This is a genomic window from Nocardioides soli (assembly GCF_014191495.1).
Classification (GTDB): domain Bacteria; phylum Actinomycetota; class Actinomycetes; order Propionibacteriales; family Nocardioidaceae; genus Nocardioides; species Nocardioides soli.
The window spans coordinates 263,082-289,029 of sequence record NZ_JACHWR010000002.1; the positions used below are offsets into that span (position 1 = coordinate 263,082).

Annotated in this window: 24 protein-coding genes; 18 read left to right on the forward strand and 6 right to left on the reverse strand. The window is 73.2% G+C overall.

The features are described from left to right. The first annotated feature begins 78 nt into the window (after positions 1–78). From ssd to FHU40_RS11805, 7 genes are all read left to right on the forward strand, one after another. On the forward strand, positions 79–1,134 hold the full coding sequence (gene ssd / locus FHU40_RS11775; RefSeq protein WP_183592524.1) for a septum site-determining protein Ssd: 1,056 nt from the start codon (positions 79–81) through the stop codon (positions 1,132–1,134). Further along, positions 1,131–2,300 carry a TadA family conjugal transfer-associated ATPase gene (locus FHU40_RS11780; protein ID WP_183592525.1) on the forward strand — a complete coding sequence of 390 codons (1,170 nt, stop codon included), beginning with the start codon at positions 1,131–1,133 and terminating at the stop codon, positions 2,298–2,300. Before ssd ends, FHU40_RS11780 begins: the two co-directional genes overlap by 4 nt. Further along, the gene (locus FHU40_RS11785) at positions 2,297–3,073 is read left to right on the forward strand and encodes a type II secretion system F family protein (protein ID WP_183592526.1); all 777 of its coding nucleotides are present in this window, start codon (positions 2,297–2,299) and stop codon (positions 3,071–3,073) included. The genes FHU40_RS11780 and FHU40_RS11785 overlap by 4 nt, the downstream gene beginning before the upstream one ends. Next, positions 3,070–3,783 (forward strand): type II secretion system F family protein, encoded by a 714-nt coding sequence (locus tag FHU40_RS11790; RefSeq protein ID WP_343057829.1) that lies wholly within the window; start codon positions 3,070–3,072, stop codon positions 3,781–3,783. The genes FHU40_RS11785 and FHU40_RS11790 overlap by 4 nt, the downstream gene beginning before the upstream one ends. Positions 3,784–3,944: 161 nt before the next feature. Continuing rightward, entirely contained in the window at positions 3,945–4,148 is a 204-nt protein-coding gene (locus FHU40_RS11795) for a DUF4244 domain-containing protein (protein WP_183592527.1), read from the forward strand. Next, positions 4,145–4,579, forward strand: a complete 435-nt coding sequence (locus tag FHU40_RS11800) for a TadE family protein (RefSeq protein WP_221199819.1) — start codon at positions 4,145–4,147, stop codon at positions 4,577–4,579. Before FHU40_RS11795 ends, FHU40_RS11800 begins: the two co-directional genes overlap by 4 nt. Next, positions 4,576–4,917, forward strand: a complete 342-nt coding sequence (locus tag FHU40_RS11805) for an Rv3654c family TadE-like protein (RefSeq protein WP_183592528.1) — start codon at positions 4,576–4,578, stop codon at positions 4,915–4,917. Before FHU40_RS11800 ends, FHU40_RS11805 begins: the two co-directional genes overlap by 4 nt. Positions 4,918–5,025: 108 nt before the next feature. On the opposite strand, the gene FHU40_RS11810 is transcribed toward FHU40_RS11805, so the two are convergent. After that, on the reverse strand, positions 5,026–5,325 hold the full coding sequence (locus tag FHU40_RS11810) for a hypothetical protein (protein ID WP_183592529.1): 300 nt from the start codon (positions 5,323–5,325) through the stop codon (positions 5,026–5,028). Positions 5,326–5,334: 9 nt separating this feature from the next. Beyond that, entirely contained in the window at positions 5,335–7,662 is a 2,328-nt protein-coding gene (locus FHU40_RS11815; protein ID WP_343057830.1) for a DEAD/DEAH box helicase, read from the reverse strand. Positions 7,663–7,885: 223 nt separating this feature from the next. Between FHU40_RS11815 and FHU40_RS11820 the strand changes: the two genes are divergently transcribed. From FHU40_RS11820 to FHU40_RS11835, 4 genes are all read left to right on the forward strand, one after another. Then, on the forward strand, positions 7,886–8,224 hold the full coding sequence (locus tag FHU40_RS11820) for an anti-sigma factor antagonist (RefSeq protein ID WP_183592530.1): 339 nt from the start codon (positions 7,886–7,888) through the stop codon (positions 8,222–8,224). A gap of 390 nt (positions 8,225–8,614) precedes the next feature. Then, positions 8,615–10,996, forward strand: a complete 2,382-nt coding sequence (locus FHU40_RS11825; protein ID WP_183592531.1) for a sodium-translocating pyrophosphatase — start codon at positions 8,615–8,617, stop codon at positions 10,994–10,996. A 103-nt stretch (positions 10,997–11,099) separates the two neighbouring features. Continuing rightward, positions 11,100–11,906 carry a metallophosphoesterase gene (locus FHU40_RS11830; protein ID WP_183592532.1) on the forward strand — a complete coding sequence of 269 codons (807 nt, stop codon included), beginning with the start codon at positions 11,100–11,102 and terminating at the stop codon, positions 11,904–11,906. Beyond that, positions 11,903–13,357 (forward strand): DUF7059 domain-containing protein, encoded by a 1,455-nt coding sequence (locus FHU40_RS11835; protein ID WP_183592533.1) that lies wholly within the window; start codon positions 11,903–11,905, stop codon positions 13,355–13,357. The genes FHU40_RS11830 and FHU40_RS11835 overlap by 4 nt, the downstream gene beginning before the upstream one ends. Positions 13,358–13,363: 6 nt before the next feature. On the opposite strand, the gene FHU40_RS11840 is transcribed toward FHU40_RS11835, so the two are convergent. The 3 genes from FHU40_RS11840 to FHU40_RS11850 form a co-directional block, all read right to left on the reverse strand. Further along, positions 13,364–14,374 carry a carboxypeptidase-like regulatory domain-containing protein gene (locus tag FHU40_RS11840; protein ID WP_183592534.1) on the reverse strand — a complete coding sequence of 337 codons (1,011 nt, stop codon included), beginning with the start codon at positions 14,372–14,374 and terminating at the stop codon, positions 13,364–13,366. A 70-nt stretch (positions 14,375–14,444) separates the two neighbouring features. Beyond that, positions 14,445–15,116 carry a hypothetical protein gene (locus FHU40_RS11845; protein WP_183592535.1) on the reverse strand — a complete coding sequence of 224 codons (672 nt, stop codon included), beginning with the start codon at positions 15,114–15,116 and terminating at the stop codon, positions 14,445–14,447. Between the two features lie 18 nt (positions 15,117–15,134). Next, on the reverse strand, positions 15,135–15,638 hold the full coding sequence (locus FHU40_RS11850) for a sigma-70 family RNA polymerase sigma factor (RefSeq protein ID WP_183592536.1): 504 nt from the start codon (positions 15,636–15,638) through the stop codon (positions 15,135–15,137). A 203-nt stretch (positions 15,639–15,841) separates the two neighbouring features. Here FHU40_RS11850 and topA point away from each other — a divergent pair, with 203 nt between their 5' ends. The 6 genes from topA (at position 15,842) to FHU40_RS11880 (ending at position 23,783) form a co-directional block, all read left to right on the forward strand. Further along, positions 15,842–18,538, forward strand: coding sequence for a type I DNA topoisomerase (gene topA, locus FHU40_RS11855; protein WP_183592537.1), 2,697 nt, complete (start codon positions 15,842–15,844; stop codon positions 18,536–18,538). A gap of 315 nt (positions 18,539–18,853) precedes the next feature. Beyond that, positions 18,854–19,837 (forward strand): ABC transporter substrate-binding protein, encoded by a 984-nt coding sequence (locus FHU40_RS11860; protein ID WP_183592538.1) that lies wholly within the window; start codon positions 18,854–18,856, stop codon positions 19,835–19,837. A 94-nt stretch (positions 19,838–19,931) separates the two neighbouring features. Next, a complete protein-coding gene (locus FHU40_RS11865; protein ID WP_183592539.1) occupies positions 19,932–20,663 on the forward strand; it encodes an ABC transporter permease in 732 nt (243 codons plus the stop codon). A 17-nt stretch (positions 20,664–20,680) separates the two neighbouring features. Continuing rightward, positions 20,681–21,460 carry an ABC transporter ATP-binding protein gene (locus FHU40_RS11870; protein ID WP_183592540.1) on the forward strand — a complete coding sequence of 260 codons (780 nt, stop codon included), beginning with the start codon at positions 20,681–20,683 and terminating at the stop codon, positions 21,458–21,460. Further along, positions 21,457–22,212: an ABC transporter permease gene (locus tag FHU40_RS11875; protein ID WP_183592541.1), complete on the forward strand. Its 756-nt coding sequence runs from the start codon at positions 21,457–21,459 to the stop codon at positions 22,210–22,212. Before FHU40_RS11870 ends, FHU40_RS11875 begins: the two co-directional genes overlap by 4 nt. Then, the gene (locus tag FHU40_RS11880) at positions 22,209–23,783 is read left to right on the forward strand and encodes an amidohydrolase family protein (RefSeq protein WP_183592542.1); all 1,575 of its coding nucleotides are present in this window, start codon (positions 22,209–22,211) and stop codon (positions 23,781–23,783) included. Before FHU40_RS11875 ends, FHU40_RS11880 begins: the two co-directional genes overlap by 4 nt. A gap of 17 nt (positions 23,784–23,800) precedes the next feature. Here the strand turns inward: FHU40_RS11880 and FHU40_RS11885 are convergent, their stop codons facing one another. Beyond that, the gene (locus FHU40_RS11885) at positions 23,801–24,496 is read right to left on the reverse strand and encodes an isochorismatase family protein (protein ID WP_183592543.1); all 696 of its coding nucleotides are present in this window, start codon (positions 24,494–24,496) and stop codon (positions 23,801–23,803) included. Positions 24,497–24,577: 81 nt separating this feature from the next. On the opposite strand from FHU40_RS11885, the gene FHU40_RS11890 reads away from it, so the two are divergent. Then, positions 24,578–25,945, forward strand: a complete 1,368-nt coding sequence (locus tag FHU40_RS11890; protein ID WP_183592544.1) for an MFS transporter — start codon at positions 24,578–24,580, stop codon at positions 25,943–25,945. Positions 25,946–25,948 lie beyond the last annotated feature (3 nt).

Below are 25,948 nucleotides of genomic sequence, written 5' to 3' on the forward strand. Positions count from 1 at the left end.
CCCCGGTGTCCAGCACCCTTGTCCACAAGGGGAATCGGCCCGGTGGTGGGGACGTCGCGGCGCGGGGAGCATCGCCGCATGAACGCTCCGCTCATCGTCACCCGCGATCGCTCCCTCCTCGACCAGCTGCTGCGCCTGGCCGCTGCGGCCGGCGTCGAACCCGAGGTGGCGCCCGACATCGGCGCCGCCCTCGGGCGCTGGCCGGTGGCGCCCCTGGTGCTGGTCGGCGCCGACGTCGCCGCCGAGCTGGCGGCCATCTCTCCGGCCCGGCGCGACGGGGCGCACGTCGTGGCGTGGGGACCGGTGCCCGACGAGCTGTTCCGGGTGGCGGTCGCGCTCGGCGCCGAGAGTGTGACGGACCTCCCGGCGTCGGAGGCCTGGCTCGTGGAGGCGCTCACCGATCTCGGCGACCCGCACCGCGCGTCCGGCGTGGTGGTCGGCGTCGTGGGCGGGAGCGGTGGCGCCGGCGCGACGACGTTCGCGTGTGCCCTGGGCCAGCTCGCCGCTCGGCGTGGCCGGGCGCTCGTGGTGGACGCGGATCCGCTCGGTCCGGGCGTCGACCGGGTGCTCGGCCTCGAAGATCGCGACGGCGTGCGCTGGGACGGGCTGTGCCACGCGACCGGCCGGCTGAGCGCCCGGGCCCTGCGCGAGGCGCTGCCGCGCCGCGAGCAGCTGGCCGCCCTGACCTGGCGGGCCGGGCCACCCGGCACGCTGCAGGCGTTCGCGGTGCGTGAGGTGCTCTCGGCGGCGCAGCGTGGCCACGACTTCGTGGTCGTCGACCTGCCGCGCACCGGCGACCCGTTGGTCGACGAGGTCGCCGCCCGGTGCGACCGGCTGCTGGTCGTCGTGGTGCCGACGGTGGCCGGGGTCGCCTCCGCGGTGCGCGTGTGCGCACGCCACCCCGACCCGTCCCGGGTCCGGCTCGTGGTGCGGGGCGCCGGTGTCGACCCCCAGGCGATCGCCCGGGCCACCCGGGTCCCGGTGCTCACGACGATGGGCGACCAGCGCGGTCTCGCCGAGGCGATCGATCTCGGCCTCGGGCCGGTGCGGTCTCGCCGCGGGGCGCTGGGGCGGGCCGCCGGCGACGCGCTCGACCAGCTGGCCCTGCTGCACGGGTCGGCGGAGGCGGCATGAGCGTCGCTCCCGAGGCGGACCCGGTCGACCTGGAGGCGGTGCGCGACCGGCTGGCGCGCTCGCCGGGAGAGCTGACGCCCCACCGCGTGGCCGAGGCGCTGCGCGAGAGCGGCCGACCGGTCGGCGACGCAGCCGTGCTCGCCGTCTACGAGACCCTGCGCCGCGACGTGGTCGGTGCCGGTCCGCTCGAGCCCCTCCTGCGCACTCCCCAGGTCACCGACGTCCTCGTCAACGGCGCCGAGCACGTCTACCTCGACCGCGGTGCCGGCCTCGAGCTCACCACGGTCCGGTTCCGCGACGAGGAGTCCGTCCGCCGCCTGGCGCAGCGACTGGCGGCGCTCGGCGGGCGCCGCCTCGACGACGCGACGCCGTACGTCGACCTGCGACTGCCCGACGGCACCCGCTTCCATGCGGTGCTCGCCCCGCTGGCCCGGCCGGGCACGGTGATCTCGCTGCGCGTGCCGCGGCGCCAGGCGTTCACGCTCGACGAGCTGGTCCACTCCGGCACGCTGGGCCAGCCGACCGCCGAGCTGCTCGACGCGATCGTGGCCGCCCGGCTGGCGTTCCTGGTCAGCGGCGGCACCGGCTCCGGCAAGACCACGCTCCTCGCGGCGCTGCTCGGCCGGGTGCCGCCGCAGGAGCGCGTCGTCGTGGTCGAGGACGCCAGCGAGCTGCGGCCCGACCATCCCCACGTCGTCGCCCTGGAGGGCCGACCGCCCAATATCGAGGGCGCGGGCGCCGTCGACGTCCGCGTGCTGGTGCGGCAGGCGCTGCGGATGCGGCCCGACCGGCTCGTGGTCGGCGAGGTGCGCGGCGCCGAGGTGGTCGATCTGCTGGCGGCCCTCAATACCGGCCACGAGGGCGGGTGCGGCACGCTGCACGCCAACTCCGCGCTCGACGTCCCGGCGCGCATCGAGGCGCTGGCCCTCGCCGGCGGACTGGGGCGCGACGCCGCCCACAGCCAGCTCGCCTCGGCCGTCGACGTCGTGCTCCACCTCTCCCGTGACCGCGACGGTCGGCGCCGGCTCCGGCAGGTCGCGGTGCCCAGCAGGTCGCCGGACGGGCTGGTCGCGATGAGCGCCGCGCTCGTCGTCGCGGCCGATGGCCGAGCGCGACCGGGTCCGGCGGCCGACGAGCTGGCCGACCGGCTGGGCGGCGCCCCATGACGGTGATGGTGCTGGCCGCGGGGTGCGCGGCCGGGGCCGCCGCCCTGCTGGTGCGATCGCCGCCCCGCCTGGCGGGGCGGGCCCGGATGTCCGGGCGCTCGCAGCTGGCGGCGGGGGCCGCGGTGGTCGCGCTCGCGGTGGTCCTGGTCCCCGGACTCTCGGCGCTGAGCGCCGTCGGCGCCCTCGCGGCGCTCGGTGGCGTCGCGCTCGTCCGCCGCCAGCGGGCCAGGCGGGCCGCGGCGGCCACGGCCGCCCGGGTGCTCGAGACCTGCGAGGCGATGGCGAGCGAGCTCGCGGGCGGGCTGCCACCGGGCGACTGCCTCGATCGGGCGGCGCGCACCTGGGTGCCGCTGGCGCCGGTCGCGGCGGCGTTCCGGGTCGGTGCCGACGTGCCGTCCGCGCTGCGGGCCGTCGCCACCGAGGTCGACGGGGCCGGAGACCTGCGGGTCGTCGCCGCCGCGTGGCAGGTCGCCCACCGCACCGGCGAGGGCCTGGCCGCGACGGTCGACCGGGTCGCGATCTCACTGCGCGCCGACGCCGGCACCCGCCGCGTGGTGGCGGGCGAGCTGGCGTCAGCGCGGGCGACCGCGCGGCTGGTCGCCGGGCTCCCGATCCTCGCGCTGCTCATGGGATCGGGTGCCGGAGGCGATCCGTGGCGGTTCCTGCTCCGGACGCCCGCGGGGCTGGGCTGCCTGGCGGCCGGCCTCGCCTTCGGGCTGGCCGGGCTGTGGTGGATCGAGACGATCGCCCGCGACGCCGGGGACGCGACGTGAGTCTCTGGCTCGCGGTACTGGCCGCGGCCGGTGCGGCGGCGATGCTGGTGCGGCCCAGACCGGTGCCGCCGACCGTCGCCGCTCCCGCGCCGGCCTCGTCGGGTGTCGGCTGGCTGCATCGGCACCGCCTGCTCTGGGCAGGCTGCGCCGGAGCCGGCGCACTGACGTTCGTCTCCGGGCCCGCCGGCATCCCCGCCGGTGCGGTCGCGGCGGTCGTCGTGTGGATCGTCATCGGGCGCGCCGAGCCCGCGTCCGAGCGCGCCCGTCGTCGCGCCGTCACTCGCGACCTGCCCTACGTCGTGGCGCTCGTGGCCGCGACCCTGCGAGCCGGCGCATCGCCCCAGGACGGCATCGCCCAGGTGTGCGCCGCGCTGCCCGGCCCGGCCGCCGACCGGCTGCTCGGGGCGGCCGCCCGGCTCTCGCTCGGGCTCGACCCCGTCGAGGTCTGGTCGTCGCTCACGGCGGAGCCCGCTCTCGCGCCGCTGGGCCGCGCCCTCGCGCGAGCCCACGAGACCGGCGCACCGGTGGTGGCGACCGTCGAGAGACTCGCCGACGAGCTCGCCCGCAACGCCCGGGCCGATACCGAGGAACGCGCCCGCGCCGTGGGGGTGCGGGCCGCCGTGCCGCTCGGGCTGTGCCTGCTGCCGGCCTTCGTGCTGATCGGCATCGTCCCGCTCGTCGTGGCCCTCCTGAGCGGCCTCGACCTGTGAGGGTCGCCGGCGCCGGGCCACGAGTCGTCCACCGCCGGCGCTCCGACCGCATCGTCCACAGCCTCGGCCGTCGCGGCGGCGGACCGTCCCCGCGATGTCGCATCGTCGTACTCCCGGACCACATCGGGTGGCCCGGGAAGCCTTCAGAACAAGGAGATTCCATGTCCCTCCACCTCCGTGACCGACGCCGGCGCGAGCCGGCCTGCCACGACCAGCGCGGCATCACCACCGCCGAGTACGCCGTCGGCACCGCGGCCGGCGCCGGCCTGGCCGGGCTGCTCTACAAGCTGCTCACCGGCGGCTTCGGAGACCAGCTGCTCAAGACCCTCTTCGACCACGTGCTCGGGCTCCTGGGCATCGGATGAGCCACCCCACGGGATCGCGGACCTCCCCCGATGCGCTCCTCCGGTCCGCGACTCCGTGGGGGTACCTGCGGTCCGAGCGCGGTGCCGCCACCGCAGAGCTGGCGATGGTGCTGCCGCTGCTGCTCGCCGCGACGATCGGACTGGTCTGGCTGCTCGCGGTCGGGGCCGCCCAGGTGCGCGCCGTCGACGCCGCGCGGGAGACCGCCCGGGCCGTCGCGCGTGGCGACGACGTCGCGGCGGCCGTCGGCCGCGGGGAGCAGGTCGCCCCGCCGGGCAGCCGGGTCAGCGTCGACAGGTCCGGCGGCGAGGTCCGGGTGACCGTCACGGGCCGGGTCCGCGGTCCCGGTGGACTGTTCGACCTGCCGCACGCGCAGGTGTCGGCCGACGCGGTCGCGGTCGCCGAGGAGACGGCGCCCGAGGCGGTGCCGTGAGCCGCGACCAGCGGGGATCGGCGGCGCCGTTCGCGGTCGCGTGCCTGGGCCTGTTGGTGCTCGTCGCGGCCGCCCTCGGCGTGGTCGCCGCCATGATCCACGCTCAGCGGCGCGCCCAGAGTGCGGCCGACCTCGCGGCGCTCGCCGCGGCGCGAGCGCTGGCCCACGGGGCGGACGGGTGCGGCGAGGGCACCCGGATCGCCACGGTGAACGGGGCACGCTTGGTGTCGTGTGCGGTGGCGGGTCGCGAGGTGCGGCTGCGCGTGGAGGTCACCGGTCCCCGGTGGCTCGGGCAGTCGGCGGACCTGGTCGCCGAGGCGCGCGCGGGACCCGGCTGAGCCCGGCGCCGGCGCGGGTCGTGGTGCCGTGCCGCGGTGAGTAGGCAACCGTTCCGGGCACCACGACGGTTGCCTGCTCACCGCCGGACGGGTGCCGTGCAGCGGGGCTCAGAAGGGTCGTTCGCCGTCCGGGCTCTCGCGTTGCCGGTCGGCGTCCTGCCGGTCGAGCTTGTCGTTCAGCTCGCTGAGCTGCTTGGCCTCGCGGCGGTGCCGGAGACTGCGCTTCGTACCCCACTTGGTGAGGCCGATGCCCCAGAGGATCGCCACGCCGCTCCCGAGCCCGATCAGGTACAGCCCGAGGGCGGTGACGTCGAAGCCGAGCAGCTCGACTCCGGTGCCGTCGGCGGTGAACACGGCCGCTACGACCGCAAGCGCACCGACCACGAGGAGCAGCAGTCCTGCGACCATGCCGCGACGCTATCCCGCTCCGAGCAGCAGGTCGAGCAGCGCGGCGGCGCCGGACTTGTCGAGCGGGTTGTTCTGGTTGCCGCACTTGGGCGACTGGATGCATGACGGGCACCCGTCGTCGCAGCCGCACGAGACGATCGTGTCGCGGGTGGCGCCCAGCCAGTCGCGGGCGGCGCGGAAGCCGCGCTCGGCGAAGCCGGCGCCACCCGGGTGGCCGTCGTAGACGAACACGGTCAGCTGCCCGGTGTCGGGGTGTACGGCCGTGGAGACGCCGCCGATGTCCCACCGGTCGCAGGTCGCGAAGAGTGGCAGCAGCCCGATCGAGCAGTGCTCGGCCGCGTGTGCGGCGCCCGGCAGGTCGCGCGTCGTCAGCCCCGCCTCGGTCAGCGCGTGCTCGGGCACGGTCCACCAGACGGCGGCCGTGCGCAGCGACCGCTCGGGCAGGTCGAGGGGCTCCTCGCCGAGCACCTCGCCGCCGGGCTGGCGCCGCTTGAGGTAGGCCACGACCTGGTGGCTGACGTCGACCAGCCCGAAGGACAGGCGGCAGTCGCCCCAGGCGGCGTGCGCCCGCTCCTCGACGATGGAGATGTCGGTGATCTCGCGGGCGGTCGTGGAGTAGTCGGTCTCGGTACGGTCGATGACGGCCACGTGCTCGTCGAGGTCGAGCGAGCGCACCAGCCAGGTCTCGCCGCGGTGGACGTAGACGGCGCCCGCATGGGCCGTCGCGTGCGCGCTCGAGGCGTCGACGGTGCCGACGACGCGGCCGGTCTCGGCCTCGACGAGCTGCACCGGCGCGCCGCCGGCAGAGCGGATGTCGGCGAGGTCGCTGGCCCGGCGCCGGTCGGTCCAGAACCAGCCCCGCGGCCGGCGGCGCAGCAGTCCGCCGTCGGTCAGGGCGGCCATGATCTCGCCGGCGGTCGGCCCGAAGAGCGGGAGGTCGGCCTCGGTCAGCGGGATCTCCTGGGCCGCGGCGCACAGGTGCGGCCCGAGCACGTACGGATTCGCCGGGTCGAAGACCGTCGCCTCGACCGGCCGGCCGAGCAGCGCCTCGGGGTGCGTGACCAGATAGGTGTCCAGCGGGTCGTCGCGGGCGATCAGGACGCCGAGTGCGTCGCGCGCACCGCGCCCGGCCCGGCCGACCTGCTGCCACAGCGCGGCACGGGTGCCGGGGAAGCCGGCCATCAGCACTGCGTCGAGACCGCTGACGTCGATACCGAGCTCCAAGGCGTTGGTGGCGGCCAGACCCGCGAGATCACCGCTGCGCAGCGCCTCCTCCAGGGCCCGGCGCTCCTCGGGCAGGTAACCCCCGCGGTACGCCGCGACCCGCCCGGGCAGTGACGGGTCGACCTCGGCGAGCAGCTCCGCGGCCGTCATCGCGACCTGTTCGGCGCCCCGTCGCGACCGGACGAAGGCGAGCGTCCGGGCGTCGGAGGCGACCAGGTCGGCGAGCAGGTCGGCGGTCTCCGACGACGCCGCCCGGCGCACGGGCGCGCCGTTCTCGCCCGTGAAGGAGGTGAACGGCGGCTCCCACAGCGCGAGCGCGACCCGGCCCCGGGGCGAGCCGTCGCCGGTGACGGCGAGCACGTCGAGCCCGGTGAGCCGGCCCGCCGCGACCTCCGGCTCGGCCACGGTCGCCGACGCGAGGACGAACGTCGGGGCGGCGCCGTACGCCGCGCACAGCCGGCGCAGCCGACGCAGCACGTGGGACACGTGTGCACCGAAGACCCCGCGGTAGTGGTGGCACTCGTCGACGACGACGTACTGCAGCGAGCCGAGGAAGGACGACCACCGCTGGTGCCCGGGGAGTAGCGAGCGGTGCAGCATGTCCGGATTGGTGAGCACGTACTCGCCGTGGTCGCGGGCCCAGTCGCGCTGCTCGTGCGAGCTGTCGCCGTCGTGGGTGGTCGCGCGCACGTCCAGGCCCAGCGCGGTCACGCCGGCGAGCTGGTCCTGCGCGAGCGCCTTGGTCGGGGCGACGTAGAGCACGGTCGCGCCCCGCTGCCCCCGGGCGCCGCGTGTCGCGCGGATCGCGCTCAGCGCGGGCAGCTGGTAGCCCAGGCTCTTGCCGGACGCCGTGCCGGTGGCCAGCACGACGTGCTGACCCTCCCACGCCCCCTCCGCCGCGACGACCTGATGCCGCCACGGCCGCTCGACCCCCCGGGCCTCGAACGCGGCCACGACGTCGGCGCCGGCCCAGGCCGGCCAGTCGGCGTACGTCGCCGCCCGCGGGGGCAGCATCTCGAGGTGCCGCAGCCGGTCCTCGCGCCCCGGTACGGACGCCAGCCGGTCCACCAGGTCGGCGACGTCGACCGGGCGGGAGCGCGGGGTCGTGGTCACCGATCCATTCTCGCGCGGCGTGCCGACACCGCGTCGTCGCGGGCCGCGGACACCAGGGCCGGGCCGGGCGCCACGACGTACGCTGCCCGGGCCCTTGCTCCACCGGCTGAGACCTCGTTTGTGCGCGGGACGGCACGAGCGTGGTTTCATTGACCAGGCCGGACGACATGGGCTGCCCATCGGCGGACCGGCCGACCGATCGAACTGCACGGGGAGTACTGAGGTGGATCTGACTCTGACGACGCGCGATGCCGGTGGGAAGACCATCGTTGCCGTCGGCGGCGAGATCGACGTCTACACGGCTCCGAAGCTGCGCGACAAGATCACCGAGCTCGTGGCCGCCGGCAGCTACGACATCGTCGTGGACATGGAGGCGGTCGAGTTCCTCGACTCCACCGGCCTCGGCGTGCTGGTCGGCGGGCTGAAGAAGGTCCGCGCCCATGACGGCTCGCTGGAGTTGGTCTGCAACCAGGACCGCCTGCTCAAGATCTTCCGGATCACCGGTCTGGCGAAGGTCTTCGTGATCCACGACTCCGCCGAGGCCGCGCTCGCCGGCAGCTGACCCGGCGCCACCCGCCCGCGCCACCCGGCTCGCATCGCCCCGTCGTCCACCGGACGACGGGGCGATCTGCGTGTCGGCCGGCGTCCTCCCGGCGCCCGGGGAGCCCGTCCATCGGCGGAAGCGACGGCGACACGCCGGTGCGCTGCGGCGTGTCGCGCTCGTTTCCCCGGGCGACCGGGGAAACGAGAGGACGCGCGCCCGGTGGCGGCCCCCAGACCCGCCCGACGCGCACATTCCGGGCCCGGTCTGGACCGTCCGCCTCAGGCGTCAAACCGCAACTCGTGGTGTGTTCCGGGTCACACCCCAGGGGGTCTGCACGCTCGGGCATGCGTAGACTCCGGCGCGTCCGGCTGAGATCTGCATCACCCAATCGCACCCAGGAGGAACCACATGACGGGGATCAGTCCCGCTGTCGTGGAAGTCTCCGGAGGCAATCTCGTCCTGGTCATCGTCGTCGCACTGATCGCGCTGGGCGCGCTCGCGATGGCGGCGATGTTCCGCCAGGAGGTACTTGCCGCCGGTGAGGGCACCGACAACATGAAGAACATCGCCCAGGCCGTCCAGGAGGGGGCGAACGCCTACCTGCAGCGGCAGTTCCGCACCTTGGCGATCTTCGCCGGCGTCGCGTTCTTCCTGTTGCTGGCGCTGCCCGCGGACGACACCACCGTCCGGATCTTCCGCTCCGTGTTCTTCCTGGTCGGTGCCGGGTTCTCCGCCGCCGTCGGGTACTTCGGCATGTCGCTCGCCGTCCGCGCGAACCTGCGGGTCGCTGCCGCCGCGCAGTCCCAGGGCCGCGACCCGGCGATGAACATCGGCTTCCGCACCGGCGCCACGGTGGGCATGCTCACCGTCGGCCTCGGCCTGCTGGGCGCCAGCATCGTGGTGATCATCTTCCAGGAGCACGCTCCGCACGTGCTCGAGGGCTTCGGCTTCGGCGCCGCGCTGCTCGCGATGTTCATGCGGGTCGGCGGCGGCATCTTCACCAAGGCCGCCGACGTCGGCGCCGACCTGGTCGGCAAGGTCGAGAACAACATCCCCGAGGACGACCCGCGCAACGCGGCGACGATCGCCGACAACGTGGGCGACAACGTGGGGGACTGTGCCGGCATGGCCGCCGACCTGTTCGAGTCGTACGCCGTGACGCTGGTCGCCGCCCTGATCCTGGGCTCGCAGGCGTTCGGCGACAAGGGCCTGGTCTTCCCGCTCCTGATCCCCGCCATCGGCGCGCTCACCGCGGTCGCCGGCGTCTACCTCTGCCGGCCGCGTGCCGGGGAGAGCGGCCTGGTGACGATCAACCGCGCGTTCTACATCTCGGCCGCGATCGGCGCGGTGGCGAGCGTCGTGCTGGCCTTCGTCTACCTGCCGGGCGACTTCTCCGACCTGACCAACGCCACCATCCAGTCCGACGGCGACCCACGGATCATCGCCGCGGTCGCGGTGCTGATCGGCATCGTGCTCGCCGCGATCATCCTGAGCCTGACCGGCTACTTCACCGGCACCGAGTACCGGCCCGTCAAGGACGTCGGTCGCACCTCGCTGACCGGCGCCGCGACCGTCATCCTGTCCGGTCTCGCGGTCGGCTTCGAGTCGGCGGTCTACACCACCCTGGTGATCGGCGCGGCCGTCTTCGGCGCGTTCCTCATCGGCGGCGGCACGGTCGGCGTCGCGCTCTTCGCGGTCGCCCTGGCCGGCTGCGGTCTGCTGACGACCGTCGGTGTCATCGTCGCGATGGACACCTTCGGCCCGGTCTCCGACAACGCCCAGGGCATCGCGGAGATGTCGGGCGACGTGGACGACGAGGGCGCGCAGATCCTGACCGAGCTCGACGCGGTGGGCAACACCACGAAGGCGATCACCAAGGGCATCGCGATCGCGACCGCGGTGCTCGCCGCGAGCGCGCTGTTCGGCTCCTACGTCAACAGCCTCGCGGAGTCGCTCAAGGAGGTCGGCGACGTCGGCGAGGTCAGCGACCTGACGGTGCTGTCGTTCAGCTTCGACATCTCCAACCCGAACATCCTGGTCGGTGCGCTGCTCGGCGCTGCGGTCGTGTTCCTCTTCTCGGGTCTGGCGATCAGTGCCGTCGGCCGGGCCGCGGGTGCCGTGGTGTACGAGGTGCGCCGGCAGTTCCGCGAGATCCCGGGCATCATGGAGGGCACCGGCCGTCCGGAGTACGGGCGCGTGGTCGACATCGTCACCCGCGACTCGTTGCGCGAGCTCGCCACACCGGGGCTGCTCGCCGTGCTCGCGCCGATCGCCGTCGGCTTCGGCCTCGGCGTCGGACCCCTGGCCGGCTTCCTGGCCGGCGCGATCGCGACCGGCACGCTGATGGCGGTGTTCCTCGCCAACTCCGGTGGCGCCTGGGACAACGCCAAGAAGCTCGTCGAGGACGGCCACCACGGTGGCAAGGGCTCCGAGGCGCACTCCGCGACGGTCATCGGCGACACCGTCGGCGACCCGTTCAAGGACACCGCCGGCCCGGCGATCAACCCGCTGCTCAAGGTGATGAACCTGGTCTCGCTGCTGATCGTCGCCGCGATCGTGAAGCTGTCGGTCGGCGAGGACGCCAACACGCCGCTGCGCGTCGCGATCGCGCTGGCCGCGTTCATCGGCATCGTCGTCGCGGTCTACGTGTCCAAGCGCCGCCCGATCGCGATCGACGCCGACGAGTCGGGGACCACGGCGCCGCCGCCCCCGCCGCCGGCCACCGCGCCGCCCGCCCCGCCCGCGGATCCGGCGCCGACGCAGCAGTTCGAGGCCCCGCAGCAGCGCTGAGCCTGCCGGCCGACCGAGCGACCCCGTCCCGACCAGGGGCGGGGTCGCTCGCGTTCGGCCGGGGCGCGGACCGCCCGCAGCGGCGCGCTGCGAGACTGGCCCGGTGACCAACCGACCCGAGCGGATCGCCCTCATCTCCGACGTGCACGGCAACCTGACGGCGCTGGAGGCCGTGCTGGCCGACATCGACGCCCGCGGCATCACTCGGATCTTCAACCTCGGCGACTACGTCGGCAAGGGGCCGCGCGGGCGCGAGGTCATCGAGCTGTGCCGCGAGCGCTGCGAGGTCAACCTGCTGGGCAACTGGGACGACTTCCTGCCCGACCCCGACCGGGACTTCGACAACGCCGCGATGCGCTGGTGGCTCGACCAACTCGGCCCCGGGCAGGGCGCCTGGCTGCGCGGCCTGCCCTTCTGTCACGACTTCTGGCTCAGCGGGCGCCGCGTCCGGCTCTTCCACGCCTCGGAGGAGACCGTCCACCGACGGGTGCGCTACGTGCGCTCCCAGGCCGAGTTCGAGGGGCTGTTCCGCAACACGGAGGCGACCGGAGAGGGCCCGCCGCCCGACCTGGTGGGGTACGCCGACACCCACGACCCGCACTACGAGTGCCAGCTCGAGCGGCGGACCAGCTTCAACACCGGCTCGGTCGGCAACTGCATGGGCGACCCGACCCCGCTCTACTGCGTGCTGGAGGGCGTCGTGGACAGCGAGCAGACGGCCCCGTGGTCGGTCTCCTACGTCCGGGTGCCCTACGACGTCGACGCCGAGCTCGCCGCCGCCCGCGAGCTGGGGATGCCGGAGTACGACGGCTACGAGCTGGAGCTGCGGCACGGCCTCTACCGCGGCGGCCTGGCCCAGTGGCGCGCCGGCGAGCGCCCGACCGGCTACCACGAGCGGGTTCCGGCATGAGCACCCCGCTGCCCACACGACTGCGATCGGCCCTGGTCGCCGCCGACTTCACCTACGACCGGGTCGCGGAGCTGCTGGGCCCGGCCGCGCACGACGCGCTGGGACGCAACGAGACCACGCCCGCGCTGCGACGTACGCCGGGCGGGAGTCCGCTCGAGACCCTGGTGCGACTCTTCCTGCTGCAGACGGTCGTCGACCTCGACGCCGCCGAGCGGGCGCTGCCCGGGCTCGTCGACCGGCTGGCCGCGGAGGGCTTCCTCGAGCGGTCCGTCGGCGAGGTCGCGGCCCGCCTCGACGTCCGCCCGTACGCCGCGGACGGCGACAGCCTCTGGGTCGTCAGCGACCTGACCCCCGGGCTCGACGGCGGCCCCAGCCGGGTCGGGCCCGACCACGTGCTCGGCATCAGCTCGGCGTCGACGTCCCTGGCCCAGCTGACGATCCGCGAGCCGGTCGGCCGCTCGCTCGACCTCGGCACCGGCTGCGGGGTCCAGGCCCTGCACCTCGCGAGCCACAGCGCCGCGGTCGTGGCGACCGACGTCAACGAGCGGGCGCTGCGGATCGCCCGCTTCAACGTCGCGCTCAACGACCTCGGCACGCCGGTCGACGTGCGCAGCGGGTCGTTCTTCGAGCCGGTGGCGGGGGAGCGCTTCGACCTGATCGCGACCAACCCGCCGTTCGTGATCTCGCCGGCGACCGGCGAACGCCTCGTCTACCGCGACTCCGGCCTGCCCGGCGACCGTGCGGTCGAGCACATCGTGCGCGCCGCGCCCGCGCACCTGAGCGACGGTGGCTGGTGCCAGGTGCTCGCCAACTGGGTGATCCCTGTCGGCGCCTCCTGGGAGGACCGGCTGGCCGGCTGGGCGGATCCCGAGTGCGACCTGTACGTCGTGCAGCGCGAGGTCGTCGACCCGGCGTCGTACGTCGAGCTCTGGCTCAAGGACGCCGGCCGGCACGGCGGCCCCGACTACGCCACCCGCTACGACACCTGGCTGTCGTGGTTCGAGGAGCAGGGCATCGGGGCGGTCGGCTTCGGGTGGATCAACCTGCGCCGGACGGGCGCCGAGCGGCCGGTGCGCGAGCTGCTGGAGTGGCCCTACGACGTCGAGCAGCCGATCGCCCCGGCCCTGCACGACTGGGCGATCGCAGGGGACCGCGAGGTCGACCTGGACTCCCGGCTGGTGCTCCGCTCCGACGTACGACAGGAGACCCTGGGCGCGCCGGGCGCCGAGGACCCCGAGACCGTCGTGCTCCGGCAGCAGCGCGGGCTGCGCCGCGCGCGCCGTGCCGACACCGTCGAGGCGGCGCTGGTCGGCGCCTGCGACGGCGAGCTGTCCGTGGGCCAGATCCTCGACGCGCTCGCCCAGCTGCTCGACCTGGACCCGGCCGAGACCCGGGATACCTACCTGCCGGTGGTGCGGGAGCTCGTGGTCGAGGGCTTCCTGGAGTCCTGAGCCGGGCTACCGCCGCGGGACCTTGACCCTCACCACGGTCTTCGACGCGACGATCGCGGCCGGCCCGGCGTAGGCCACGGTGAGCCGATGCCTGCCGGGCTTCAGCTTGCGCAGTTTCACGACCACCTTGCCCTTGCTCCGCGCGGTGAGCCTGGCCCGGCCCATGCTCCGGCTGCCGTCGGTGACCGACACCGTGCCGACCGGCCGGGGCACGCCCGGAACGGTCACGACGGCGGTGAGCCGGGTCTTCCGCACGGCCGCGGCGACGGACGAGACCGGTCGGGGCACCACGGCCGAGGAGTCCTCGTAGACGGCGTCGGCGCGGGCGCCCTCGGGGTCCTCCACGGTCAGCCGGAAGCCGACCTTCGCGCCGACCGCCTCGAGGGGGACCTCGAACCGCTGCCACCAGGCGCCGTCGCTGTACTCGTCGGCCACCACACCGCCGATGAACCACTCGACGGTCACGTAGTCCGTGTCGACGGTGATGCCGCTCCAGGAGCCCGTGCTGACCGTGAGGGTCCGACCGACGGCCGCCTCGCCGCTCAGCCGCGGCGCCTGCTGCACCGTCGGTGCCGTCAGCAGCAGGGAGACGTCGGGCAGCAGCCCGTCCTCGAGCTCGACGCCCGACGACGTGACCCGGCCCGCGGCGTCGACGTCGACGGTCGCCGGGTCGTCGTCCGCGTCGTTCTCGAGGTACGCCGTGGCGTACCCGGTCTTGCCGAAGCTGAGCCAGTAGCTGCCGGCCGGCACGCGCACCGCGTAGACCGCCTCGTCGTCGACCAGCTGCGAGGTGCCGGTCGCGACGGCGGAGCCACCGCCTGCAGGCAGCACCGACACGGTGACGCCCACCAGCGGCTCGGCGTCCGGGTCGGACACCGTGCCCGACAGCACGAACGGCTCGACCGCGGTCGCCGCGGGCGCCAGCAGGACGGCGGGCGCGGGTGCGGCCAGGAGGAGGCCGAGCAGGGCGACGAGGAGCCTGGGCGCGCGCGGGGCGGCGCCGACGGGGGAGCGCATACCTGAATGGTCGGCAATGCGGCCCCGGTTCGTAGCCGAATCCCGAGAACCGGTCGCCGGTCCAGGCCGGTCAGCGGAGCTGGCCGGCCACCTCGAGCGGCTGCTGCTGCTCCTCGCTGCCGAGCGTCATGTCGACCTCCAGCCGCAGCACCGGCGCCGGCTCGCAGGACGCCTCGAGGACCCGGACCGTGCCCGACTCCCCGCCGGCGCTGCTGGCCGCCTCGTTGCCGTCGGTGTCCGCGACGAACAGCACCATCGGGAAGCGGTCGGAGCGCATGTCCCACTCGTGGGGGAACGTGAAGGTCCGATCGCCCTCGATCTTCGGCACGATCCCCTCGAAGTAGACGAAGGGCTCGATGACCCGGTCGCCCTCGACCGCGCGCGGGCTGACCGCCCAGATCCGCTGCGGCCCGCCACCCGCCGCCTCGTCCTCCACCGGGGGCTTGCAGGTCACCTCGATGTCGTGGAAGGCGTACGTCGAGCCGTCGGGCCGGGTCAGCACCAGCTCGCGGGCGGGCGGGTCGACCGCGACGCTCTGGCCGGCGCCGTCGTCGCCGCTCAGCGCCGCGAAGACGGTGCCGCCGACGGCGAGCACGCCCAGCGCGGTGCCTCCGACCAGCACCGTACGCCGACGGCGGCGGCGCACCGCGGCCCGCCGCTCGACGCGCTGCACGGTGTCCACCGGCGGCGCCAGCGCGGCGTCCAGGCGCGCGTACCCGTCGTTGATCTGCTGCTCGGTCATGTGCTCAGTCCTCTCGTGTCATGCCTGGCCGACGCGCAGCACGCCGTGCTGGCGGGCGTGCTCGCGCAGCCGCTCGGTCCCGCGGGAGAGCTGGCTCTTGACCGTGCCCTCCGAGCAGCCCATCCGCTCGGCGATGCCGCGCACGTCGAGGTCCTCGACGTACCGGAGCGCCAGCGCGGTGCGCTGCCGCGGCGAGAGGGTCGCGAGCGCCTCGACGAGCCAGGCGTCGACCTCGCCGACGAGCTCGACCGGCGCCGCCTCGCGGGTGCCGACCAGGAGCGGGAGCTCGCGGCGCAGCCGCCGGATCCGGTCGATGTTGAGCCGCACCATCACGGTGCGTGCGTACGCCGCGGGCTCGTCGAGCCGGGTCCGGCCCCAGCGTTCGCCCATCCGGGCGAACGTCTCCTGGGTCAGGTCCCAGGCGTCGTGGGGGTCGGCCGTCAGCGCGTGTGCGAACCCGAGCAGCGACCTGCTCTGCACCGCGACGAAGTCCGCGAAGTCCCCCGTCAGATCACCCTCCACCGTCCGCCTCCGAGTCACCCGGTCGTCCCCTCGCCTACTCTTCCTTGACGGGGACACGGCGCGGAACGTTGAGGGCCCGGGGTGTCTTCTTCGCGGACGCCCGGGAATGCCCGGCGTGCTCCACGCGCTACCGTGTCGGCCGTAGTACCGCTTCACCCGGCAGAGCGAACCGGGCACCATCCCACTGCAGGAGACAAGAACCCGTGGCCCACAAGTTGGTGATCGTCGAGTCCCCGGCCAAGGCTCGCAAGATCGGCGAGTACCTCGGCCAGGGGTACGTCGTCGAGTCCTCCATCGGCCACATCCGCGACCTCCCGCAGAGCGCCGCCGACACCCCGGCGAAGATCAAGGACAAGCCGTGGGGCCGGCTCGCCGTCGACGTCGACAACGGCTTCGAGCCCTACTACGTCGTGCCGCGCGACAAGAAGTCGCACATCTCCAAGCTGAAGACGCTCATCAAGGACGCCGACGAGCTCTACCTCGCCACCGATGAGGACCGCGAGGGCGAGGCGATCGCCTGGCACCTGCTCGACGAGCTGAAGCCCAAGGGCATCCCGGTGCACCGGATGGTCTTCCACGAGATCACCAAGCCGGCGATCCTCGCCGCCGCCGAGAACCCGCGCGAGCTGGCCATGGACCTCGTCGAGGCCCAGGAGACCCGCCGCATCCTCGACCGCCTCTACGGCTACGAGGTCAGCCCGGTGCTCTGGAAGAAGGTCATGTCCGGCCTGTCGGCCGGCCGCGTGCAGTCGGTGGCCACCCGCCTGGTCGTCGACCGCGAGCGCGAGCGGATGGCGTTCCGGGTCGCGTCGTACTGGGACCTCGAGGGCACCTTCGACGCCGGGGCGAGCAAGGAGCCCCGGATGTTCCCGGCCAAGCTCCACTCGATCGACGGCGGCCGGGTGGCCAGCGGGTCCGACTTCGGTCCGGACGGGCTGCTGAAGTCCCGCAAGGACGAGCGCGTCCATCTCGACCGGGCCGCCGCCGAGGCCCTGGTCGCGGCGCTCGCGGACACGACGTACGACGTCCGCTCGGTCGAGGCCAAGCCCTACCGACGCTCGCCGTACGCGCCGTTCCGCACCACCACCCTCCAGCAGGAGGCGAGCCGCAAGCTCGGCATGAGCGCGTCGGTGACCATGTCGGTCGCGCAGCGCCTGTACGAGAACGGCTTCATCACCTACATGCGTACCGACTCCACCACGCTGTCGGGCGCCGCCATCGGCGCGGCCCGCGCGCAGGTGCAGGAGCTGTACGGCGCGGAGTACCTCCCCGACGCGCCGCGCACCTACGCCAGCAAGGTGAAGAACGCGCAGGAGGCGCACGAGGCGATCCGGCCCGCCGGCGACTTCTTCCGCACCCCTGCGCAGACCGGCCTGACCGGCGACCAGTTCCGCCTCTACGAGCTGATCTGGATGCGCACGGTCGCCTCGCAGATGAAGGACGCGGTCGGCCAGACGGTGTCCGTGCGGATCGGCGGCGCGGCCGCCGACGGCCGGGATGTGGTGTTCGGCGCGTCCGGCCGGGTGATCACCTTCCACGGCTTCCTCAAGGCGTACGTCGAGGGCACCGACGCCGGCAAGCGCAGCGACGACGACCAGGTGCCGCTGCCCGACCTGCACGAGGGCGACGCCGTCACCGCCGCGTCGCTGGCCGCGAACGGCCACGAGACCAAGCCGCCGGCCCGCTACACCGAGGCCACGCTGATCAAGGAGCTCGAGGAGCGGGAGATCGGCCGGCCGTCGACGTACGCCTCGATCATCGGGACGATCCTCAACCGCGGCTACGTCTACAAGAAGGGCACGGCGCTGGTGCCGGCCTGGCTGGCGTTCTCGGTGATCCGGCTGCTGGAGGAGCACTTCCCGCGGCAGGTCTCCTACGAGTTCACCGCCGGCATGGAGGACGTGCTCGACGAGATCGCCGGCGGCCGCAAGGACCGCAACACCGAGCTCTCGGAGTTCTACTACGGCTCCGACACGGTGGCCGGGCTCAAGCCGCTCGTTGACGGGCTCGGCGACATCGACGCGCGCGAGCTGGCCACCTTCCCGATCGCGGGACCCGACTCGGGCGTCCACCTGCGCGTGGGTCGCTACGGCCCCTACCTGGAGGGCCCCGACGACGAGGGCACGCCGTACGCCCGCCGCGCGAACGTGCCCGACGACCTGCCGCCCGACGAGCTGACCCTCGAGAAGGCCAAGGAGCTGCTCGCCAACCCGGCGGGCGAGGAGATCCAGCTCGGGGTGCACCCGGAGAGCGGCCTGCAGGTCGTGGCGAAGAACGGCCGGTTCGGCCCCTACGTCACCGAGGTGCTGCCCGAGGATGTGAAGAAGGGCACCAAGCCGCGCACCGGCTCGCTCTTCAAGTCGATGTCGCTCGACACGATCACCCTCGACGACGCCCTCAAGCTGTTGTCGCTGCCCCGCGTGGTCGGCGTCGACCCCGAGTCCGGCGACGAGATCACCGCGCAGAACGGTCGCTACGGTCCGTACCTGAAGAAGGGCACCGACTCGCGCTCGCTCGCCAGCGAGGACCAGCTGCTCACGATCGGCCTCGACGAGGCGCTGCGCATCTACGCCCAGCCCAAGCAGCGCGGCCGGGCCGCCGCCGCGGCCCCGCTCAAGGAGCTCGGCAACGACCCCGTGTCGGGTCAGCCGGTGGTCGTGAAGGCGGGCCGCTTCGGCGAGTACGTCACCGACGGCGAGTACAACGCCACCCTCCGCAAGGACGACTCGGTCGAGTCGATCACGATCGAGCGGGCCGCCGAGCTGCTCGCCGAGCGCCGCGCCAAGGGCCCGGCGAAGAAGGCCGCCAAGAAGACCGCGAAGAAGGCGGCCAAGAAGGCCCCGGCGAAGAAGACCGCGGCGAAGAAGACCGCCAAGAAGGCTCCCGCCAAGAAGGCGTGACCACCCGGTCCGGCGATGGGTCCGGCGTCGTTCGGCGCCGGTGGTGAGGCACTCCGGCCGGCCGTCCGATGGCCGGATCCGGTGGTGTCCGCCGGCCCGCCCCGCGAAGGGCGCGTGCCCGCGTGTTCTCGCAGGTCATCGCGGGGATCGGCGTGCTCCGCGGGCCGCTCCGGACGCCCTCGGACCCGGCCCGGGAGTGCTCAAAAACCGCTCACGGGGGTTGACATCCGTCGCGTTTGGTATTTCGATGCATACATTCGTGTACCGAACGTGGAGTCGTTCGGGCTCAGTATGAGGGGTTGTGGCATGGTTCATATGGGTGCGCGGCGGAAGGCGGCCATCGCAGGGAGTCTCGGCCTTGCCATGCTGCTGGTGGCGGCATGCGGCGGTGGCGACGACGGGGGCGAGTCGTCGGACGGCACTCCGACGGTGCGGCTGATCGTGAGCGAGGGCGACTCCCTGCCGTTCATCGGCGCCGAGGCCGGCGCGGCGCTCGGGGTGTGGGACGACAAGGGCATCAACGTCAAGATCATCGACGGCACCTCCTCGACGGTCGGGCCGTCGATCGCCAGCGGCAACGCGGAGATCGGTCTCGGTACCGGCGTCAAGGCGGCCTCCGACATCATCGCCGGGCTGGACGCCACGCTGACGGCCGGCGACGTGCTCCCCTGGGACCAGTACGTGATCGCGTCGCCCGACGCCGGTGCGTCCAAGCCCGAGGACCTCAAGGGCAAGAAGTTCGGGATCTCCAGCTTCGGCTCGGCGGGCCACTTCGCCACGCTGACCGTCGCGAAGAACCTCGGCTGGTCCGAGTCCGACTACGAGGTCGTTCCGCTCGGCAACCTCGAAGGCCTCCTGGGGGCGCTGCGGTCGGGCACCATCGACGCCTTCATCTGGAGCATCGAGACGGTGCTGACCGCCGAGAACGAGGGCTTCGGCGAGAACCTCGGCTCGGTCGCCGACCTGGTCGGTCCGAACGCCTTCGAGGCGTTCCTGGTGAGCAACAAGTACGCCAAGGAGCACCCGGAGAACGTCAAGGCCTTCTTCGAGGGCTACTTCGAGGCGGTCGAGAAGCTGCAGGCCGACCCGGACTGGGTGAAGAAGTTCGTCGTGGACGAGTGGAAGAAGGACCCGGAGGTCGCCGACGAGGCCGTCGACCTGCTGCTGCCGATCCTGTCCACCGACGGGGAGATCCCGCAGGAGAACCTCGAGGGGCTGGCCGACGCCGTCCACACGACGGTCGAGGGCATCGGTGACTTCGACATCACCTCGATCTACAGCTACTGGAAGGACCTCTGAGGTACTCATGCGGCAGCCTTCCGCACAACGTGGTGCTCCTCGGCAGCGACGCGCTCACAGCGCGTCGCTGCTGCGGAGCGCGATCGTCATCGGTGTGATCCTCCTCTGGGAGATCCTGGTCCGGATCGGCGTCATCGACGGCGACTTCCTGAGCGCGCCGACCGAGGTGGTCCGGGCGATGGCCGACCTGCTCGGCGACCCCGACGCCCAGGAGGCCTTCCGGCGTACCGGGTCCTCGATCCTGCTCGCCTTCGTGATGGGCACCTCCGCCGGGCTCTTCGTCGCCCTCGCCCTCGGCGCCTCGAGGCTGCTCCGGGAGGCGTTCCTCGGCCCGATCGCCTTCGTGCTCTCGACCCCGAAGTCGATCTTCCTTCCGATCTTCACCCTCATCTTCGGTCTGGGCGGGATGTCCGCCGCCGCGTTCGGGGCGTTCGAGAGCTTCTTCTACGTCGTCGTGAACGTGATCGGCGGCCTCGGGCTCGTCGAGCAGCGGCACCTCAAGGTCGCCGACGCCTTCGGCGCACGGACCGTGCACCGCTACGCCGACGTGATCCTCCCGGCCGCGCTGCCGGGGATCTTCGCGGCGTTCTGGTACGGCATCAAGCACGCCTTCCTGGGCGTGATGATCGCCCAGCTCTGGGCGTCGGACGGCGGCATCGGGCCGCTGATCCGCACCTACTCCGCCGCCCTGAAGACCGACTACGTCCTCGCCATCGTCTTGCTGATCACCATCGTCGCGGTCGTCGCCGGCGCGCTCTGGACGCGCGCCGAGACCCGGATGAACAGGTGGCGCTCCACCGGCGCCGCAACGGTCGCAACAATCTAGAACTTGGATGCCCAGACATGACTATGAACATCGAATCGGTCACGCTCACCTACGAGCGGGCCAAGGGTGACCCGGTCACGGCGATCCGTGACATCGACCTGGAGGTCCGCCGGGGTGAGTTCGTCTCGCTGATCGGCCCGAGCGGATGTGGCAAGTCGACGCTGCTGCACTGCATGGGCGGGATGCTGCGCCCGAGCTCGGGCAGGATCACGGTGGACGGCGAGCCGATCACCGGCCCGAAGCCGTCGCGGGCGGCGTTCGTCTTCCAGGACTACAGCCTCTTCCCGTGGCGCTCGGTCGTCGACAACGCGGCGACCGGACTGCGGTTCGCCGGGGTGCGGAAGGCCGAGCGGCGCGCGGTCGCGATGAAGCAGCTCGAGCTGGTCGGCCTCGATCACGTCGCCGAGTCCTATCCCGCGGAGCTGTCGGGCGGGATGCAGCAGCGGGTGGCGGTGGCGCGCGCGCTCGCGATGGACCCGCAGATCATGCTGATGGACGAGCCGTTCGGTGCGCTGGACGAGCAGTCGCGGCGGCGGATCGGCATCGAGATGTCGAACGTGCTGACCGAGGCGGAGAAGACCGTCGTGATGGTGACCCACAGCCTCGATGAGGCGATCTTCTGGGCCGACCGGGTGCTGGTGATGGGCAAGGGCCCGGGCCGGATCGTCCGCGAGTTCGTCGTCGACGCGCCCCGGCCGCGCCGGCTCGACTTCATGACCACCGCCTCCTTCGACACGCTGCGGGCCGAGCTGTTCGGCCTGCTGGAGGGCGCGCCCGAGGAGGTCGTCGCACCGTGAAGCACAAGATCGCCGTGTGGTGCCTGCGCATCCTCGGCCTGATCGGACTCTTCGGCGCCTGGGCCTATGCCACCGGGCCCGGCGGGGTCTCACCGATCCTGGTGCCGAAGATGTCGGTGGTCTGGGAGCAGTTCAAGCTGCTGGTGACCTCCAGTCACACCTGGAGCAGCGCCGGCATCACCGCCGTCGAGCTCCTCGCGGCGTTCGCCATCGCGTTGGTCGCCGGCGTCGTCGTGGGCTTCATCTGCGGGCGCACGCCCTTCCGGGCGGAGGTCGCCGAGCCGTTGATCGCCTGGGGCTACCTGGTGCCGCTGGTGCTCTTCTACCCGCTGTTCATCCTGTGGTTCGGCGTCGGGATGCAGTCGAAGATCGCCTACGGCGCGCTGTCCGGGTTCTTCCCGATCGCGTTCAACTCGCTGCGCGGCTTCCGGGCGATCGACCAGCGCTACCTGAAGGTGGCCCGGGCCTTCGGGGCCAGCGGCAGCCAGACCGACTGGCAGGTGAAGATGCCGGCCGCGCTCCCGATGGTGCTCTCCGGCGTCCGGATCGGTGCGGCCCTGTGCATGATCACCGTCATCCTGGCGGAGATGCTCGCCTCGACCCGGGGCCTCGGCTACGAGCTGGCCCGGGCGTCGCAGACCCTCCAGGTCGCGGAGGCGTTCGCGCTCATCCTGATCCTGCTGGTCTTCGTGGCGATCGTGCAGTACGCCATCAACCACTTCGGCAAGGAGCGATACAGGACCGACGCGTGATCCGGTGGCCCCGCCCGGAGCGCGCCCTGGTCGCGGGCAAGGTGCTCAGCTTCCACGAGCCGGCGGAGACGGTCCTGCCCCGCGGCGTCGTGATCGGCGCCGGGCGCATTCTGGCCCTCTTCGATCCCGACGACCGAGCGGCCCGCCGGGACCTCGGCGTCGCGGTCGAGGACCTCGGCGACACGGTGCTGGTGCCCGGGTTCATCGACGCCCACAACCATCTCCCGTCGGCCGTCCTCGACTCCTTCGCCGTCCCGACCGCGCACGTGCTCTCCAACGACGACCTGGTGGCCGCGCTCGCGGCCGCCGTGGCCGGACTGCCTGCGGACCAGTGGGTGGTCACGGAGCACGCTCTCTCGCTCCAGCAGTTCCCGATCGGCGATCCGCCGTCCGCTGAGGTGCTGGACCGGGTCCCCGGCGACAACCCCATCGCGGTCCGGCTGGGCGCTCACGCCATGGTCCTCAACGGTCGGGCGATGGCCCTGGCCGGCATCGCCGACCACCGGGGCGACCCGCCGGGCGGGATGATCGAGCGCGACCCGAGCGGACGCCCCACCGGGATCATCCGGGAGTACGGCGCGATCGGGCTGGTGCTCCGGTGCTTCGACCCCAGAGCGGTCGCCGGCGACCTGTCGGACGCGATCCGCGCCACCCAGCGCGACTATGCCCGCACCGGGATCACCACCGTGCGGGTCACCGGCTTCCGGGAGGGCGAGCTGGCCGCCTTCCAGGGCGTGCTGGCGGCCGACGGCCGACTGGCCACGCGGGTGTTCGGCGGGCCGCGCCTGGACCCGACCGCCACGCTTGCGGACCGGCTGGCCACGATCGCGAGCTGGCCGGCGGCCACGGGCTTCGGTGGCGAGTGGCTGGCCCACGACGCGGTGAAGATATTCGTCGACCACGGCATCGAGACGATCGTCGACGGCGGTGAGCCGACGCTGCTGATGGAGCGCGAGGAGCTCCTCGCGCTGGTGGCCCGTGCCGCCGGTCTCGGCTGGGCGGTCACCTGCCACGCCGCGACCCGGCTCGGGGTGGACGCGGTCCTCGATGTCTTCGAGCGGGTCCGGCGCACGAGTACGACGCGGCTGAGCATCGAGCACGGGTTCGACGTCTCGGACGCCCAGCTGACGCGGATGGCGGCCCACGACATCTGGTGGTCCACCCAGCCGGCCGTGGTGGGGGTGGAGCTCAACGCCGCCGCGACGGCGTTGCGCCGGCACCGTCTCGTGCCGCTGCGGACCGCGCTGCGCCTGGGCGTCGGCTGCGTCCTCGGCAGCGACTGGAACGGTACGCCGGGCAGGCGGGGCCGGCCGTTCCAGCCGCTGGAGAGCGTGGCGCTGTCGGTCGAGCGGCGCTCGCTGTGGGGTCAGGACTTCGATGTCGAGGAGAGCCTGCCGGTGTCGGCCGCGCTCCACCTGCACACGCGCACGGCCGCGCTCATGCTCGGTCGCGGCGACCTGGGCGTGATCGCCCCGGGAGCGAGCGCCGACCTGGTCGGCCTGGACGCCGACCCGACGGCGACGCTGCGGCCGGGGGTGCGGCTCACCCTGGTCGGCGGCCGCGCCGTCTGACCAGCCGCGGAGGCGACCTAGTCCCGAGCGCGGCCCGCCAGCATCGCGAGCGCCTCGCTGGAGTCGACGACGTTGCCGTACTTGAGGTTCATGTCGAAGAGCCCGACCGTGTGCGACACCGCGACCCGGTCGAAGCATCCGTCGGCCACGACGCTGACGGGAAGGTTGTTGGAGAAGGCGTCGACGACGGTCGCGCGCACGCAGCCGCTCGTGGTGCAGCCACAGACGATGAGCGAGTCGATGCCGCGGTCGATGAGCAGGCTGAGCAACGGCGTGCCGAAGAAGCCGCTCGGCTTCGCCTTGTCCAGCACGACGTCCCCGTCCTGGGGCGCCAGGGGCTCGACGATCCGGTGCTGGCTGTCGCGGTCCTCCGCGACCCGGCTGTTCTTCGTCGCCCACCTGCCCGGTCCGAGCCCGGACGCGGGCGACATGCCGCGGGTGTAGACGACGGGCACGTCGTTCGCGCGGGCCGTCTCGCCGAGGGAGCCGATCACCTCGACGGCGTCCCAGGCGGCCTCGCCGCTGCTGTTGCGGAACCGCTTGACGGACTCGAGGATCGGCTCGGGCCGGTCGCCGCAGAACGCCTCGGTCACGTCGATGACCAGCAGTGCCGGGCGCTCGCCGGTCGTGCCGCGCTGGCCGAATCCGCTCAACCGGACGACCTCGCGGTCGAGATCCGTCAGGAGCCGGTCGGCGTCCTGGGTCCACGTCATGTCTGTCTCCTGCCCTCGATGCGGTGCGGCGCTGCCTTCGGTATGCTTATGCATACAATAGCGGTCGATGGCGGGAGCGACGTGAACCCCACGAGAAGGTGGCGGCTGGCCGTCGCCGCGATGGGGCTCGGCACGATGCTCAACCCGCTCAGCTCCTCGATGCTCGCCGTCGGCCTGGTGGCGCTGCGCGACGACTTCGGGATCTCGGTCGCCGAGGTCACCTGGATCGTGACGGTCTTCTACCTCACCTCCGTGGTGGCGCAGCCGTTGATGGGCCGGCTCGCCGACGTGGTCGGGCCGCGGCGCGTGCTCGCCGCCGGCATGGTGGTGGTGGCGGTGATGAGCACCGTAGCCCCGCTCGCGCCCGGCTTCGCGGCGCTGTGCGCGATGCGGGTGGCGATCGGCTTCGGGAGCTCCGCGGCCTTCCCTGCCGCGCTGTCGATCATCCGCCGGAGTGCGGACCGCGTCGGCATCGCGCCGATGCCGGCGATCGCGCGCGTGCAGCTGGGCAACTCCATGGGTGTCGTGCTGGGGCCGGCGGTGGGCGGGCTCGTGGTCAGCCTGTGGCACTGGAGCGTGCTCTTCTGGCTGAGTGCTCCGATCGCCCTGTGCGCGCTGGCCGCCGTCCTGCTCCTGATCGAGCCGGACGGGCCGCCGCCGGCGGGCCGGGGGCGATCCCTGATCGCCGCCCTGGACCTGCCCAGCGTCGCGCTGTTCGGGACGACGATCATCTCGATCCTCGTCTTCCTCTCCCGGCCGAGCCGGGGGTGGTCGCTGCCGCTGGTCGCGGTCGGTCTCGCCTCCGCGCTCCTGCTGGTACGGCGCTCGCGCCGGGTCGAGCGCCCCTTCGTCGACCTCTCGCTGGTCACGAGCGCCAGCGTGCTCCCGACCTTCGTCGGGTTCTGGGTGATGACGGTCGTCTACTACTGCGTGTTCTACGGGATGCCCCAGTACCTGGAGGGTGCGCTCGGGTTCGGGACCGGGCAGGTCGGAGCGCTGATGGTGCCGCTGGCGGGCGTCTCGCTGGTCGCCAACCCGGTGGTGGCGAGGGTGCTGACGCGGGTCGGCACGAAGGTGGTCCTGATCGTGGGCGCCGTCTGGATGGCCGCCGGCTCCTGCCTGGCGCTGCTGCTCACCGGGTTCAGCCATCCGGCGCTGGTGCTCGTCGTGTGCGGGGTCCTGGGCGTCCCCTACTGCATCTCGACGCTCGGCTACGCCAAGGCGATGTACGACGAGGCGCCCGCGGCCAAGATCGGCGTGGCGACGGGGATGCTGCAGACCTGCCGGCATGCCGGGGGAGCCGTGGCGACGATCGTGCTCAGCCTGGTCTTCTCCGCGGGGCTGGGGCCGAGCGGTCTCGCCGACCTGGTGGTGGTCATGGTGCTGGGCTGCCTGGTGGCTGCCGGGGCGGCGCTGGCCTGGCGCACCAGCTCGCCGGCCGCCGGCTGACGG